General features: G+C 41.3%; 7 protein-coding genes. All 7 read right to left on the minus strand.

All coding sequences use genetic code 11. The features are described 5' to 3' along the window. Positions 1 to 170 precede the first annotated feature (170 nt). On the minus strand, positions 171 to 2,894 hold the full coding sequence (locus tag ACSFVZ_RS10170) for a metallophosphoesterase (protein ID WP_435558772.1): 2,724 nt from the start codon (positions 2,892 to 2,894) through the stop codon (positions 171 to 173). 115 nt (positions 2,895 to 3,009) lie between these two features. Next, positions 3,010 to 4,440, minus strand: coding sequence for a peptide MFS transporter (locus ACSFVZ_RS10175; RefSeq protein WP_075594538.1), 1,431 nt, complete (start codon positions 4,438 to 4,440; stop codon positions 3,010 to 3,012). A gap of 244 nt (positions 4,441 to 4,684) precedes the next feature. Continuing rightward, entirely contained in the window at positions 4,685 to 8,497 is a 3,813-nt protein-coding gene (locus ACSFVZ_RS10180; RefSeq protein ID WP_435558773.1) for a cellulose synthase subunit BcsC-related outer membrane protein, read from the minus strand. Further along, entirely contained in the window at positions 8,488 to 9,603 is a 1,116-nt protein-coding gene (bcsZ, locus tag ACSFVZ_RS10185; RefSeq protein WP_435558774.1) for a cellulose synthase complex periplasmic endoglucanase BcsZ, read from the minus strand. Before bcsZ ends, ACSFVZ_RS10180 begins: the two co-directional genes overlap by 10 nt. Then, complete coding sequence (gene bcsB / locus ACSFVZ_RS10190) at positions 9,603 to 11,852, minus strand: cellulose biosynthesis cyclic di-GMP-binding regulatory protein BcsB (RefSeq protein ID WP_435558776.1); 2,250 nt, start codon at positions 11,850 to 11,852, stop codon at positions 9,603 to 9,605. Before bcsB ends, bcsZ begins: the two co-directional genes overlap by 1 nt. Continuing rightward, positions 11,849 to 14,512 (minus strand): UDP-forming cellulose synthase catalytic subunit, encoded by a 2,664-nt coding sequence (gene bcsA, locus ACSFVZ_RS10195; protein ID WP_435558777.1) that lies wholly within the window; start codon positions 14,510 to 14,512, stop codon positions 11,849 to 11,851. The genes bcsB and bcsA overlap by 4 nt, the downstream gene beginning before the upstream one ends. Then, a complete protein-coding gene (gene bcsQ / locus ACSFVZ_RS10200; RefSeq protein WP_135925664.1) occupies positions 14,502 to 15,221 on the minus strand; it encodes a cellulose biosynthesis protein BcsQ in 720 nt (239 codons plus the stop codon). Before bcsQ ends, bcsA begins: the two co-directional genes overlap by 11 nt. Positions 15,222 to 15,226 lie beyond the last annotated feature (5 nt).

Here is a 15,226-nt window from a genome sequence, read left to right on the forward strand (position 1 = left end):
TTTTAATTTCAGCAGTTGCATTATCAAAGGCAATGAACAGGGCACTACTTTGACTAATGGATGTCATCCTTTATTTAGGTTATCTATTTGTTTTAAATCATTAATTTTAGTATTTGCAAGGCGATAAAAAAGGCCTTAAACGGCCTTTTTTATTAAGTTGATTGTATAGTTTAGTTTACGGTTTGGCGCGCTTTGTTAAAAAACTTGCTACGTTGTTGTAACCAAGGATTACTCATAATTTGTGGTGCAGCTTGATAATGACGCTCAACCACTTGGTTTAGGGTACGGGTTGATTGGGTGAAATTGAGTTGTTGCTGTGCTGCGCCCATATTGGCAATTTCGGCATCAGTCATCGCACGACCAGCAAATAACAAGGCGTTTAAGTAACCCGGCTTAGTTTCGTAGTCATTATCGGTTAAAAGCAGCGCCGCGTTGTTAATTGCCCAGCGTTCATCAATTTCACCTTCATCTTTAAAACCAATTAGCTCGCCATCAAGGTAAATTTTTAGTGCGCCATTGTTTGGAGCAGCATAAAACACAAAGGCAATACGATGCCAACTGTTAGCAGGTACTTCACCAAAATAGCCGCTGTCGGTGGTGGCAATACCAATGGCGTTATCTCGGCTAACGTATAGGTCTGCGTCATCACTATTAGTCATATCGGTTTGTAATAATGAACGCCACTCATTGGTGCTTTGTTCTGGCCACATAATATCCATCACTAAGGTGTAATCAGCGATAAACCCTTCTGTTTGGTAATCACCGTTGGCAGCACTATTAGCCGTTAAGATTAAGCCTTGGGTTGGGCTATGGCGAGCGAAAGCTAACACGCCTGAGGCACCAGTTGGTAAATCAGCAATTTCAAGCTCTGTGGTGGTGGCAAATTGACTATTCTCTGGCCCCCAGTTTTTGTCTTCAGGGTCATAAAAGCTAAGTGTTGCGGGGCCAAAGTCACTACTAAAACCTTGCTCAGGGTTATTAAAATTCCATACTGTGACTGCATCATCCGTTTTACAGGCGTTAAGTGTGTTATCGGTGTCGATATATAAACATTGGCTGGTGCGTGATCGCGCGTAGTTATCAAGCAACCACCAACTTTCAGCGACCATTTGGGCTTCTAAGCTTGGCAGAGTAGGAAAGAACAACCCAGTATTAAGCGCCGGGCCTTTAAATAGGGCAACCTGATAAGTGCTTGCATCGTTAATGTTATCTGGCACTAAAGAGACCCATTCAGGCTGGCTTGCAAGCATGGTTTTTAATTGGCTACCAGTCACCGCGATTTGATAAATGGCATTAAACCCTGAGGTATTTGATGGCTGGCGTTCAACCTTAAACGCGGCATGAAAGTCTTCTTGGGTTAATGTACCCGGTAGCCAGCGATCTTGTACTTGGCTTGCATCAAGCAAGACGGCATCAATAGCAGGGAACTGCTGCATAGTCGCTTTGGCTGTAATTGCAGTGAGTTCTTCTGCGGTTGGGTAATTTTCTGAAACGGCAATTTCGGTGTTTGCATCTGGCGCATAACGACCCATGATTTCATCGATGGCAGTTTTAGTGCTTTCATCTAGGGTCGTAATGCTGGCGGTTGGAACTGTATTGTAATCAACATCAGCAAGAGTTTTGTCTTCAAGGTTAAAGGTTAAGGTAAGATCAGTTAGCCCTTGTGCAAAAAAGTTTGGCTGAATAACAATGCTGCCGTTATCTAAGGTTTGATAACTTTCACCGCCATGGGTATGCCCACCAAGCACTAAATCAATGCCCGCTACATTTTGTGCAATTCGGGTATCTGTGCCTTCACCTAAGTGACTTACCATCACCATGTAATCAACATCTTGACGGTATTGGTTAACAATCTGCTCCGCCACTTCTTGCCATTGCCAATTCATTTTGAAATTAGCGATAAAATCGGGAATAGGATCGTCTTCAACTGGTTCATCAAGTTCATTCCAAGGTACTGAAGTCATGCCAAAAAAGCCAATTCGAAGACAACCAACTTGAACAACTGAAAAATCGACACCGGCAAACGGCGTATCATCGCTACCATCATATTTGGTATTACTTGATAACACGATAGCATTATCGTCATCGGCAAAATCTAGCAGTTGCTCTGGTCCCCATGCATAGTCGTGGTTACCAATCACACGTACGTCAAAGGCCATGGCTTTTATTGCTTCGACAGTGGCTAACCCTTGTGATGTTTGTTCAGCTACGGTGCCTTTTTCATAATCGTCGCCGCCATTGGTAAATAAGGTATTTGGGTTTTCAAGTTTGGCATTGTCGTAGTAACTGCGAATACGGCTAAATAACTGCTCTTTAAAGCCAAAGCGCGCGTGTAAATCAGCAACATGGATAAAGCGTACAGTTTGGTTACTGGCAGTGTCACTACATTGCTCGCCAATGGTTTTACTTACTGCAGGCACGGTGCGCGACATTAAAGCAAAACTGCCAAATTCAGTGATAGCACTGACTGCAAATCCATCGTCGCTTAGCTCAGTGGTTAGCGTTTGCCATTGCTCATCGACTAGCTGCACTATGCTAAAGGCAAGGTTAGTTTGCTCATTTGGTAACTTAATCGCCAAACTCAATGGCTCTGCAAATATCAGATTATTGGGGCGAAAAGTATGAATTGCGGAGACAATACCTTGCTCTATATCTGTGCTTGAAGCGGTTGTTTCAGTGTAAGTAAACGTGGTATCTGTTGTAACCGTGTTACTTGTTGCGTTAAGTGTGACATCGCCTTGTGCAAATTGTGCGGAAAAACCATTTTCAACAGAAATAATTAAACCAGACTGATCAGGAGCTGTTGCGACTTCTTTTGTTGTTTTATCGCCACCACATGCTGTCAGTAATAAGCTAGTCAGAATAATGACCAGTAGTTGAGTGTTTAAGCGCACTTGCTCAGTTCCTTTGCAAACCAAATTAATATCGGAATATAGTATCAGTTTTAAGGACGCAGAGGGAATAGGGAAGAGAGAAATACCCCGCAGCGGGCGCTACGGGGAATAAATATTATTGCTTTTCAGCTGTCACTTCTAGCTCTTCAGCTAAGATGTGCTCAGTAGTTTGTGGCTCATGTTGGCCTTCAGCTCCATGCATCCAAGCTACTAGTTTGTCGCTTAGTAAGTACATGATAACAGCAGAAAGAACCGCTGTTGCGCCTAAACCAATGAAGATACCCATAGCGTTATCTAGCGCTTCTTCACCTTCACCTAGGAATGAACCTACGAAACCAGCAATCTTGTTTGCAACCGCTGTACATAGGAACCAAATACCCATAAGCATTGAAGCTAAACGTAGAGGTGCAAGTTTACTCACCATAGATAAACCAATTGGCGATAAACATAACTCACCTAATGTGTGGAATAAGTAGAATAATACTAACCACATCATGCTGATTTGTAAGTGCTCACCTTGACCTTGTGTCATAAGCGCTAGGATCATAGTGATGAAACCAAGTGCTAAGAAAATAAGTGCAATAGCAAACTTAACTGGTGAATTAGGTTCACGTTTATCAAGCTTTAACCAAATAATGGCAACTAAAGGTGCAAATACAATAATGAAAATTGAGTTTAAAGATTGGAACCAAGAAGCTGGCACTTCAAAACCAAGTAACATACGATCAGTGTAGTCGTTAGCAAACAAGTTCATAAGACCACCTGCTTGCTCAAAGCCCATCCAGAAGATAATGCTGAATACACTCATAGTGAAAATAACTTTGATGCGGTCAGTTTCAACTTTAGTCAGTGGCTCTTTAGTGTTTGATTCAGATTGAGCTTGTGAAAGCTTAGCCGAAGGTACAACACCAATATCGCCTAAGTATTTGTTACTTAATGCAAGTTGCATAAGTACAGAGATCACCATACCGATACCCGCTACGATGAAGCCCCATTGCCAACCCATTGCTGCTGCAGCATAACCTGCAACAAGTGGACCTAATGCACCACCTAAGTTAATACCCATGTAGAAGATAGTGAACGCGCCATCACGACGTTGGTCGCCTTCTTTATATAGGTCACCTACCATGGTTGAGATATTTGGTTTAAATAAACCGTTACCTAAACAAAGCAGTGTTAAACCAATGTAGAAAACGTTTTCTTCTTGGCCAGCTAAATAGCTGTGAGGAATACCCATAGTGAAATGACCCGCAGCCATTAATAAACCACCAAGGATAATCGCTTTACGTTGCCCTAAAACATTATCAGCTAACCATCCACCCAGTAACGGTGTAATGTAAACAGCCATAGTGAAGGTACCGTAAAGGCTTAGTGCATCGGCATTTGACCAACCAAAACCACCTTCTTGCACAAGAGCAACTAAATATAATACTAAAATAGCGCGCATGCCGTAATAACCGAAACGTTCCCACATCTCTGTGCCGAACAACAGGAATAACCCTTTAGGATGCCCTAAAAAGTCACCTGCTTTAGGTAATGAACTCATATTTACTTCCTAACTCTAAGATTTTTATTGAGGCCTTATTGTTTTTGCTTTAGTCGTTCTATATTTAGAATGAGTGAACGGGTGGCCATGTTTTTTGATGCAGCTAAGATAATGGTTTGTTGCTCAAGTTTTGTACTTGAAGGAAAGGGACACACCCTTATCCTAGCTACAAGTGCGCTACAGTATACATAGACCTTATGGTGAGGGGAAGATCTTGCGACACTTCCCCTATGTAGTGCGATAGTTAGTAGTTTGCATAAGGCACTACAGGTTTACCCGGGAAAGCCAGCTCACTGTAGACTGGATTAAAGTAATAACGGAAATACAACTGACCGTAGTTCGGCTCATAAAAATCGGCTCTATCTAGGTTAAAATAACCGCCAAAGAACCAGTGGGGCGTGAACCTGTATTCAAAGCTTGCCTCTAAGTTATACGATAAACCACTGCTGGTATCGCCCTCAAAGTAAGGCACAACACCCGTTACAGGAGTTTGTGCCTCAGCTTGGCCTTGTAAAATAGGGTCGTTCGGGAAAAACGCGATGTCGTCAGTGGTGGTGGTTGACCAAGATACCCCAGCACGAAGCCTATAAATAAAATTATGACCAACCCGTTTATCAAAAATAACAGGTAAAGATGCACCCAAGTAGTTTTGTGGGCTGTAATAGCCTCCGTGCCCCCAGGTTTCTTCACTTAAATTATACTTATATGACCAGTGCAATAAGTTAAGTCCTAGGCTTAATTCAGTGTTTCTTTCACGAATATAGCGATAATAACTACCACCCATTAGGCTGTAGCTTTGGTTATCTTTAACGTTTTTACCTTGCAAGATTTGATAGTTGGTACTTGCCCAAAAACCCCAGTCTAGGCCTAGGTCATGGGATAGGCTAAGTTGTAATTGTGTTGCTCTAACGCCACCCCATACTTGGTTGGTAAAGACATCTTCTAAGCCCGCATACGATAATACAGAGCTGGTGACTGGGCGTTTATTAAACGTGACGCCATAACCAAAATCGCCTAAATCACCTTTGTAATTAACGCCCCACACAATGTCTTCGACTAAAAATCCCAGTGGGGTAGTGCCAATATCAAAGCGCCATTGTTCATTTTGCCAGGCAAGGCCAATATCCGTGCCTTGTTGCTCTGGTTTAATTGTTAAAAATGGACAGTCAAAAATACACAGAGCCCCTTGTCCATAGCGACTGCCTGCAAAGGTTTCATCAAAGCGGGTTTCTTGGCTCGATATTGTCATCGGGTCTAGTTTAACAATTCCTGTGCCACCCCAAAGTGGAAAACCAGCTTCAATAGGTGTTGCACCAGCGCCAAGAGTTGACTCATTTTGCGTACTGGTTTGGCTGCTTAGGTTGATTGCTGCAGTGATATACGCCTGCTCATCGCGCTCGATGCTTTGCAATTGACGTTTGGCATTATTGACATACCAAGCTTCATTTTCATCAAGGGCATACAGCTCATAGTTCTGCTCATCAGTTAAATTGCTTGTTGCAGTTTTTTTATCAACGGCTGCACGGTACCAGCTTTGTGCAAGCGTAGTTTGTTGTTTAGCTTGTGCAACTGCTGCCGCTTGATAATAGAGCTCTTGGTTATTGTTTGATTTAGCCAGCAATTGCTCAGCGAGATTAATGGCACTTTGTGTATCTGCAAATTGTTCAAGTGCGGTCATTAACTGCTGTTGACGATAACTTTGCTCAGTTGAAACCTGATTAATTTGCCCAGCAATGATGCGATCAGCTAAATCATCTCTTTGCTGCTGACGAGCAAGTGTCGCAATAGCTAAAGCAGTATCCGTTGACACAGTTTGCCCATTTGCGGTGTGCTGCTCAAAGCGAGTAATAGCCTCTTTGTTATTGCCTTGCTCGATATGAGCATTGATCAGCGCCTCTGCCAGTTCTGAGTTATCAGGGTATTGTGTTGCAAGTTCAGACAGCTTAGCAACTCTATGATTATTAACAATAAAACGATTAATATAACTAACTTGCAGTGCTAACCATTGTGATTGATCAGCATCGGTTGCGTTCCTCGGCAGTTGATAGTCTGCAAACCAGCTCTCAGCGGCAATTTTATCGTTACTTTCAATTAGCCAATTTGCATAAGTCATATGCCAATAAGGGCTCAAGCTTGGGTCACGAGTAAGGGCTTTCTTCAGTTGCCTAATCGCATACTGTTGCTCATTGATTTGCTGCCACTGGCTGGCAAGCTCAGCTTGCATTAAAGGCGTTAATGGTTGAGCTTCTAACTCGGTGAGCTTATAAATCACCGTGGCTTTATTAGTCGCTGTATTGTTGGCAGAGAGTTTTTCAAGCTTGGTATTAATATTCAGCTGCTCTGTTAGTACATTAATTTGTTCAGTACGTGCGTTATTTGGAATGTAATCTAAGGTTGCCAGTGCGCCTTGGTAATCATTTAACGAACGTAAAAATAAAGCATGGCTGTAGCGTAGCTCGGCATCTAACGGAAATTGCCACAAGGTTTTTTTATAAAGTGCTTTGGCATGATCAACCAAACCTTGTTGTTGATATAAGTTTGCAAGGTCGTAGTAAAGCCAGCTTTGGCGAGGGCTTTGTTTGATTGCTACCAGTAATACATCAACCGCTTCATCAAGCTTGCCTTGCGCTGTAAGTTCGTCTGCACGGGCTCGTAATTGTTGGGTTTGTAAGAGGGTATAATCCTCAGCAACCAATGCCTGTTGCTGACGAGTTAAACCATTATAAAATTGATGGCTACGTGCATAATTACCATCAGAGGCAGTTAATTCAAGCATGGCAAGCAAAGTAGGCTGTTGTAGGGGATCATCTTTTAGCACTTGCTTATAAAGGTTCATCGCGTTTTGGTATTGCCCAGCTTGTTTGGCAAGTTCTGCGCGGTAAAACAACACGGTATTAGGGTCTTCATTTAACGTATCTGCTAAATCAAGCTTAAGATCAGCCTGTTTTAATTCATTGCTACTGATGGCCGATTTAGCTTCATCTATGTATTGCCAAAAACGTGCGGTATTGGCGAGACCTTTTAATACCGTTATGCGATTTGCATCTATGCTGTATTTTTGAGCTTTTTTAAAGTACTGGTAGGCATTGGCATTTCTGCCTTGCCTTAGGTTTAGTAAACCTAGGCTGTTGTATATTTCAGGATCATCTGGGCGGCCCTGTAAGGCGCGTTTAAATAGCGCTTCGGCCTTTGTAAAATTTCGCTTTTCTAGTTCGACACTGCCTTTTTGCCATGTTTTGAAAGCTGGATCGGCTTGTTTTTTTAGCTCCGCTTGGTAATCCTTTTTAAAATCATTAAATTGAAGTTTTCCCTTACTGCTGAGTGGGAAAGCATCTAAATACTGCTCGTAAGCGTGAAGCGTGTTTTTATCAAGAGGCATCGCCTTTAGTGTTGATAGCCATGCACTTTCTGCTTCAACGCTGTAAAAATTACTATGGGCATAATGACTTAATAGATCCAAGCCTTGTTTATTTGTTGGGTTTTTACTTAATAGATGGCGCGCATAGGCAAGCTCGATACGACCGCTGTGCGGATATCGAGACATTAAGGAGCGATAGCCATTTAAAGCATACTCATATTGTTCATCGTCTTGCGCAAGCCAGTTAATATGCTCAAGCTCAAATTCAATACTTGGGTAGGTTGATTTAAATAAGCGGTTATAAATTTTCACAGCCTCAATATACTGACCTGCACGAGCACGTAAACGGGCTTGTTGGATAACCGCCTTGTCTTCGTTATCGACCCGAATAAGCAGTGCAATGTTGGCTACACATGGGTGTGATTTTTCAGACAGTTCACTCAGTCGTGAACGTGCTTTTGTCGTTTCTTTAAGGGCATACAAAACACGTATTTCAGCACATTTTACTTGGGTGTTTTGCGGCGCAATACTTAACAGCTTTTCTAAGCTGTCAGACATTAATTGCGTATCGCGCTCGACTTCACCTAAATGTATTTGGCTAATTAGCCAATCAATAGACTGAGTATTAAGGTCTTTATTTGTTGCTGCGAATGCACTGGAGCTTGCTAAAAACACAGCAAGTAGCCACTTTATTGGCATTTATTGCTCCAGTTGGTTGTTAAGGCACCGTTTTTATCAAGACTAAAACGTTTTGTCATAAAACCATTGCTAAATAGATAAAGTACACTGTCGTAGTATCGATTAGTTGTAAAGCGTGTATCCATCATTAGTGTTTGTTGAATAGCACCGACAGCTTGTGATTGATTCTCAGTTTCTAGAAGAGGTAGCATCGCAGCGCTAAATCCTGTTGGGCCTGTGCCACGAGTTTTACCGTTAATAGCATTAGTTTGTAATGGCACTTTACCAGATGCAGTTACGCTATTGGCCATGGGTTTGAACTGCTGCATAAGTGCTGTTTTGTATTTTGCATCTTTGGCCATCATACTAGCCCAAAGGTAAACACGAATAGCATTATAGCTCCCTGTTGGCGGCGCATGTTCATCGTGATAAAAACCCTTATCGGTATTGTAATTAACCCAATCAGGACTGAAACCTTTGGGAGCAGTGCTAATTAGCATGTCTGCGGAGTTATCATGTAATTGCTGCCACGGTGAATGAGGGTATAACTGGCTAAATTGGGCCAAAATAAATAATGGCGCATAACTAGGGTTTAGTTTCCAATGTGTTTCTTTCTCAAAGCCGTTTGGCCCTGGCAATAATGTGAGGCCAAGGTTGGGAATATAGGCTGTTTCTTCGCGAATAATGCGTTCAGCCATCACTGAGCTAAGTACTGCGTATCGTCTTTCATTCCATAAAATAGCAGCTTGTGACAGGGTGTAAGCAATCCATAAGTCTGAATCAGAAGCGGGGTTAGAGTCTAAAATTTGTGGTTGATTGTTTTTAATCCCCCATTGCCATGCAGGTAAGCGTGTACTTAAGTCACCCTCAGAAAGCTGCACTTCGGTCCACTCGAGTAACTTATCAAAGCTTGCTTTGTCATTAGCAAGCAATGCGAAAAAAAGTGCGTAAGACTGTCCTTCTGAAGTCGTTATATCGTATTGAGAGCCTAAATCGATCACGCGACCTTCAGGCGAGATAAAGTGGTGTTTAAATGTATTCCATTGAGGCCAAGCCGCACAGTTTTGCTCGGCTGACACATTGATAGACAATGTCAAAACGAATAGTAAAGAAGCAAAGATTTTCATTATGCGTTATCTCCTTCAGATAAACGTTTTTTCGTTAGTAGTGCCAACAATCGCCAAAAAATAAATGAAATAAGTAATAATGTAATAAGCGATAAAATTGCTAAAACAAAGGGGCGATCTGAGAGATGGAACCATATTAAAGTATGGATTGGCACTTGGCCGACATAATACTGTTCATCCGTTTTAATCGTTTTTATACCCTGACTATTTATGATCGCTGAGCTACCCATAATTTGGGCTGTTTTTTCGTCACTTAAGAGCGTGTCAGATAACAGCGTGTAAGCATTATCGTTAGTGGCGATTAACGACACCACTGAGCGCTCAGAATCGAACGGTGATTGAAAGCCTGATATTACCGCTAATCGACCAACACTCTTTATGCTTACTTTAACTTTGTCGCTATCTTGTGTGTCGTATGCACCATTGTAGATCGCTTGATCAACAATACGTTGGCTATTATTGATTAACACACTGAGATCACTGTCTTTTGTTAGCGATTGTGTGAATGAGTCGGGCTTACCAATAATGATAATATCTTTATCAGTGAGGTTTAACGGTTCGCTTGGGAACTGGATATCTAACTGATGCGTAGGATAGCCTGTTATCGCTCCTAAGTGACCGGTAAAATTGAGCAGTAAACTGATCGCTTTAACAGAGCTATTTGCCTCCATCAATAATGTACTTTGATGTAAGTCAGCAAATTTAGTAAACGGAAAGCCTGCATTGGCAAAAGCGCGCAAGTTTGGCATTGCAATATAGTGGTGAAAGCGGCTTACATCAATACTTGAACTGCCGTCAATTGCACCAAACTCACCGCCAGCTGGTATTGCACTACATTCACCAGACTTAGAAACAGCAAAGTTAAAATTGTAAGTAAGCTGATTATTTGTTGATAAGTCGAGACCATTAAGCTCAAAATCTTGTCGAGATTGGTTCAACTTTTCGTTTGCCAGTAGAGGTAATATGGTCTGGCTTGATAGGGTGTCACTGCTTTTATTACTTAAAATAAAGCCATCAATAAACTGACCGTTTATCAGCATATTTAAACGTGACAGCATGTTTTGCTCAACGGGAGTGTTACGGTAATTTAAGGTAATCGGGATACCATTTTCACGCCAAGTAAATAAGTCTGGTGCAAAGCGTAAATCAAGACGCACTGGCTGACCACGTAAGCCCTCTGATTGTAATTGGGTTGGGTAATCAATAAGCTCAGCAAATGTGACTGCGCGATCTGAGCGCACCCAAAAAGGCGCATCGTAGGCTTTTCTAAGAGGAAGCGTGTTTATGCCATCTATTGTTGCGCTGCGACCCGTCATTACTTTGTAGCCAAAGACTAGACCAACAACGGCTTCTTTTAATTGTGCAGTGTCTTTACCTAATACTAGAAGTACTTTGGCGTAGCGTTGAGTCGGGCTGCTGATAATTTCTACAGTAGGTTTTTCAACATCAGGGTAATTCAACAAAAAATCAGGCTTATTGTTATTGGTGGCAAAAACAACGCTGTGCTGAGTAGGCGCGTGATTGATTTTTACTGGGAACTGCGCTTTGCGCCATTTGGCTTGCGCACCAAAGAAGCTTGATAATGTGGCAGCAGCCTCAAGTGTTTGTTCATCAGGTTGTGATGCAAATATAAAAGGTAAATTGACCTTCGTTGAATCACGGTTATCAAAAAATGGTGCTGGGAAATATTCAAATAAACTGTCAAGTGCTAGTGACTGATTATCAACTGTGATCCGGCTACTTTTACTTAGCTCCGCCCAAATGGTGGCACTGTGATCATCTTGGCAAACGAGGTCATAGAAACCGACAAGTTCAAAGCGAATTTGGTTAAAGTCCTTGATTAACTTGGGATTAAGAGCAACTTTATGCTCATATTTGTTACCAATAAGATTATTTTTATCACCGATGGGTAATACCGTCATTAGGTTTTCATTTAAGAACACTTTTAAGTGAGACACCTTGCCAATCAAAGACGGTGAATGTGTATACGAAAAGTCTAGCGTTAACTGCTTACCTAACTTGTCTAATCGGTTTGTAAAATCAACACGGGTACTATTATTGATACCATCTAACTTGAATGTACTTAACCCTAGGCTTTCAAAGCTCATAGTCAGCGTTTCTACAGGTGCCTGCTCTGGATAGCCATCTTCAAAAATAGCTTTATTTGCAAGAGGCTCTGCACTGACGACCCACTGCGAAAAACTTAGTGCGTAAACAGTCAGCAATAATGTTGATATTGTTTTTATCATGATGATTTTAATGCTTTTATTGGTTTTTTAGGTAATAACGACGCTACAAAATTTAATATGTTTGATACAAATAGAATCAACGGTCTTAATTGATTTGGAGCATGAAATATTAAGTTTTTAAAGCCTCTTAGGCTGGTATAGAAAACATGTGAAAAACTGTATGACGGTTTGTCATGTTTAAAGTTGTCTTGCCAATCAAGCCACGCATCTGCACGTGAAAAAGTACATTGAATAAATGCTTTTTGCTTCTCTAAATCGAGCTCTTTAAGGGTTAACCCCATCAATGAATCACGGGTATTGCAGACATAGGTGTCAAACGAAAATTGTTTTAAACCACGACTCATTAATAGCTCGATTTTATCGTTTACTTGGCACAAATGATTGTGGCCTGTGTCAATACCAACCCCATTATTTGAGTAGTCGGTTACGCGAACTTTAATAGTGCGTCCATTTGCTAAGCGGATGGCAGCGGGGAAGTTGGCTTTGACTCTGTGTGAGCTGCGCACTTGCTTTGCTTCAGCAGCAACAGCGACTGCGGCACCTAAAATGATAATATTGTAACTTGCCCATAGCATGCTAATGAGTAAAACCCCGATATGAGAACTATCACCAAAGAGTAATCTCGATAGGCCATAAGCCATACCAATTACATTGATAAGTAACAGTAATATATACGGTTTTGATATTATCCAATCGTAATGTTCTGACTTGTTCAAGCCGCCTTTTTCGGTGACATTGAACTTACCTTTATTTGGATTGATAAGGGCAACTGTTGTGGGTTTTAAAATGTACCAAGCAAGTACTGATTCATAAACCTCACCCCAGAAAGAGTATCGGTACTTTCCTTGGATACGAGAATTGGTCATTTTGACTTGCAATAATGTGGGAACAATATATAGAAAGATTGCGATAAAGGGGGCATAGATAATTTGCGCATTAAAGTAAATTAATGCCAGTGGTGCAGTAAGAAAAACAATACGCGGTATGCCCGATAAAAAGTGCAGCATGGCATTGAGGTAACATACGCGTTGCGCAATACTCAAGCCTTTGCCTAATAATGGGTTATCTAAACGGAAGATTTGCGCCATTCCGCGTGCCCAGCGAATACGCTGACCTACGTGTGCAGATAAACTATCGGTGGCAAGGCCAGCAGCTTGCGGAATATTAATGTACGTGGTCTTGTAGCCAGCGCGCTGCATTCTAAGAGCTGTATGGGCGTCTTCTGTGACGGTTTCTACGGCAAAACCCCCAATTTCTTCTAGGGCACTGCGCCTTAAAACAGCACACGAACCACAAAAGAAGGTCGCATCCCACATATCATTGCCATCTTGAATTAACCCATAGAACAGCATGTTTTCATTAGGGATTTTTCGATGATTTTTTAGATTTCGCTCAAACGGATCGGCTGAGAAAAAGTGATGAGGTGTTTGCACTAAGCACACTTTACTATCATTGATGAACTGGCCCATTGTCATCTGTAAAAATGAGCGAGCAGGGATGTGGTCGCAGTCAAAAATAGCAATGTAGTCGCCATTGGTTACTTTCATCGCATGATTCATATTGCCAGCTTTGGCATGTTTGTTATCAGGACGAGTTAAATAGCCAACACCAATTTGCTTTGCGAATTCGGCAAACTCAGGGCGCTTACCATCATCTAAAATATAAATGTTAAGCTTATCTGCTGGCCAATCAATACTTTGAGCGGCAATTGTTGTTGGTTTAACGACATCAAGTGGCTCGTTATACGTTGGTATATAAATATCGACAGTCGGCCAACTAGACGTATCTTTACTCAATGCGATCGGTTTACGCTGTAATGGGTTGATGGTTTGAAAAAAACCTAAAATTAGCACTAACCAAGCGTAGGTTTCTGCCAGCAATAAGCCGATCCCTAATACAAGGGCAAGTGGATCGCCAAAGTTTAGTGTATCTGAATAGCGCCACCATAGGTAACGTGTTGATGTTGTGATTGCTAAAGTGACTAAGACAATCGTTGCCATTTGACCCTTTACTCGTCTCAAAGAATATGCGACGACTAAAATTAAACTAATAAATATTGCTTGTGCTTCAATACTAAAAGGCACAGTGACAAACACTGCAACAGCGAAAAAGAGCAGCACTGCAAATAACACTTTTAGATAGCGGTGATGCCACAACTTTGAATCAAAAGGTTGTCGATAAGGTGCTGCTTTTACACGCTTTACACTAAATGACCATGTGCGTTTGCAAATTCTTACTAACAGCCGATCGATTAAATTTAAATAGCGAAAAAAAGCACTAACCTTTTGCCAAGATAGTATGTTGCTTTTATCGTTTGATGTTTTGTTTGTTACTCTAAATAAGGCAAGGTAAAACGCCTGTAATAAAATACGGACACAATTGCTGGCAGTGAATACAGGCTGATTTATATGCGGAAAATAATATGTTAGCTTTTGTTTTATTTGGTATTTTCGTTGCTTGTCTAACTTTATAAATACAGACGTTAGTAATAAAAGAAACGGCAATGTGAATGCGCCAATCAGGCTCATTTTGTGTTGGTTATAGTAACCATGAAATTTATAAAAAACAAAGCGAACGAGCTTCTTAGTCAAAAAGAAGCTTAATATTATTCTGCTGACTCGCTCAGGCCAACTGAGTGTTTTATTGTGGTTATTTGTCATAACTTGCACGGCTTACAAGCCAGCCTGCGAGTGTTTCAAAATCGTCATTGGCAACACTGTACGGAGCACAATTGATAGCAACATTGCGAAAAGCGGTGGCTTCTTTAATCACTTCGTCTTTATTAATAAATAGCGGTGCTAGCAGCGGCAATTCCGATTGCCATAATTGTAATAGGTCGGACTCAATTTCTGAGGCTGAATGGTATTTGTTGATTAAAAAATAGTGCTGCCAAGTTGAAGTAGCCGTTTTTAGAGACTGTAATCGCTTATATGCCAAACTATGACAAATGGCATCACAGTTAACGATTTCAAGTACTATATCATTGCTATTTAGTGGATAGCGAAGCACATCGATATGCGCAGGACAATCGAATAACATCCATGTATTTTCATCACAATCAAGTTGCAATGAGTGTTTGATAATACTTGAAAAATCAAGCCCCATATTGGTTTGATTACCATAGGGTAAAAAAATGACGCCATCATTATCTTGGTGAAACTGCTCGCAAGCAGAAGCAAAATCAGCGTAATCAGTCCATCCTAAGCGGTGTTCCCAAGCTAGTCCGAAATGAAGCCCTAGATCTCCTTTTTGGTCTAAGTCTATGACAAATACAGACTCATTTGATTTTCTTAACGCGCAGGCAAGGTTTGCAACCACTGAGGTTGTGCCTGTGCCTCCTTTAATTCCTTTTAAGAAAACTCTTTTCATGATGA

This window comes from Pseudoalteromonas nanhaiensis (assembly GCF_051235485.1).
In the GTDB taxonomy this organism is placed as follows: Bacteria; Pseudomonadota; Gammaproteobacteria; order Enterobacterales; family Alteromonadaceae; genus Pseudoalteromonas; species Pseudoalteromonas lipolytica_C.

Bases quoted from the DNA above. Each gene is read 5' to 3' on its own strand.
- ACSFVZ_RS10175 (WP_075594538.1), bottom strand. From the start codon at position 4,440: ATGAGTTCATTACCTAAAGCAGGTGACTTTTTAGGGCATCCTAAAGGG.
- bcsB (WP_435558776.1), bottom strand. From the start codon at position 11,852: ATGATAAAAACAATATCAACATTATTGCTGACTGTTTACGCACTAAGT.
- bcsQ (WP_135925664.1), bottom strand. From the start codon at position 15,221: ATGAAAAGAGTTTTCTTAAAAGGAATTAAAGGAGGCACAGGCACAACC.
- bcsZ (WP_435558774.1), bottom strand. From the start codon at position 9,603: ATGAAAATCTTTGCTTCTTTACTATTCGTTTTGACATTGTCTATCAAT.
- bcsA (WP_435558777.1), bottom strand. From the start codon at position 14,512: ATGACAAATAACCACAATAAAACACTCAGTTGGCCTGAGCGAGTCAGC.
- ACSFVZ_RS10180 (WP_435558773.1), bottom strand. From the start codon at position 8,497: ATGCCAATAAAGTGGCTACTTGCTGTGTTTTTAGCAAGCTCCAGTGCA.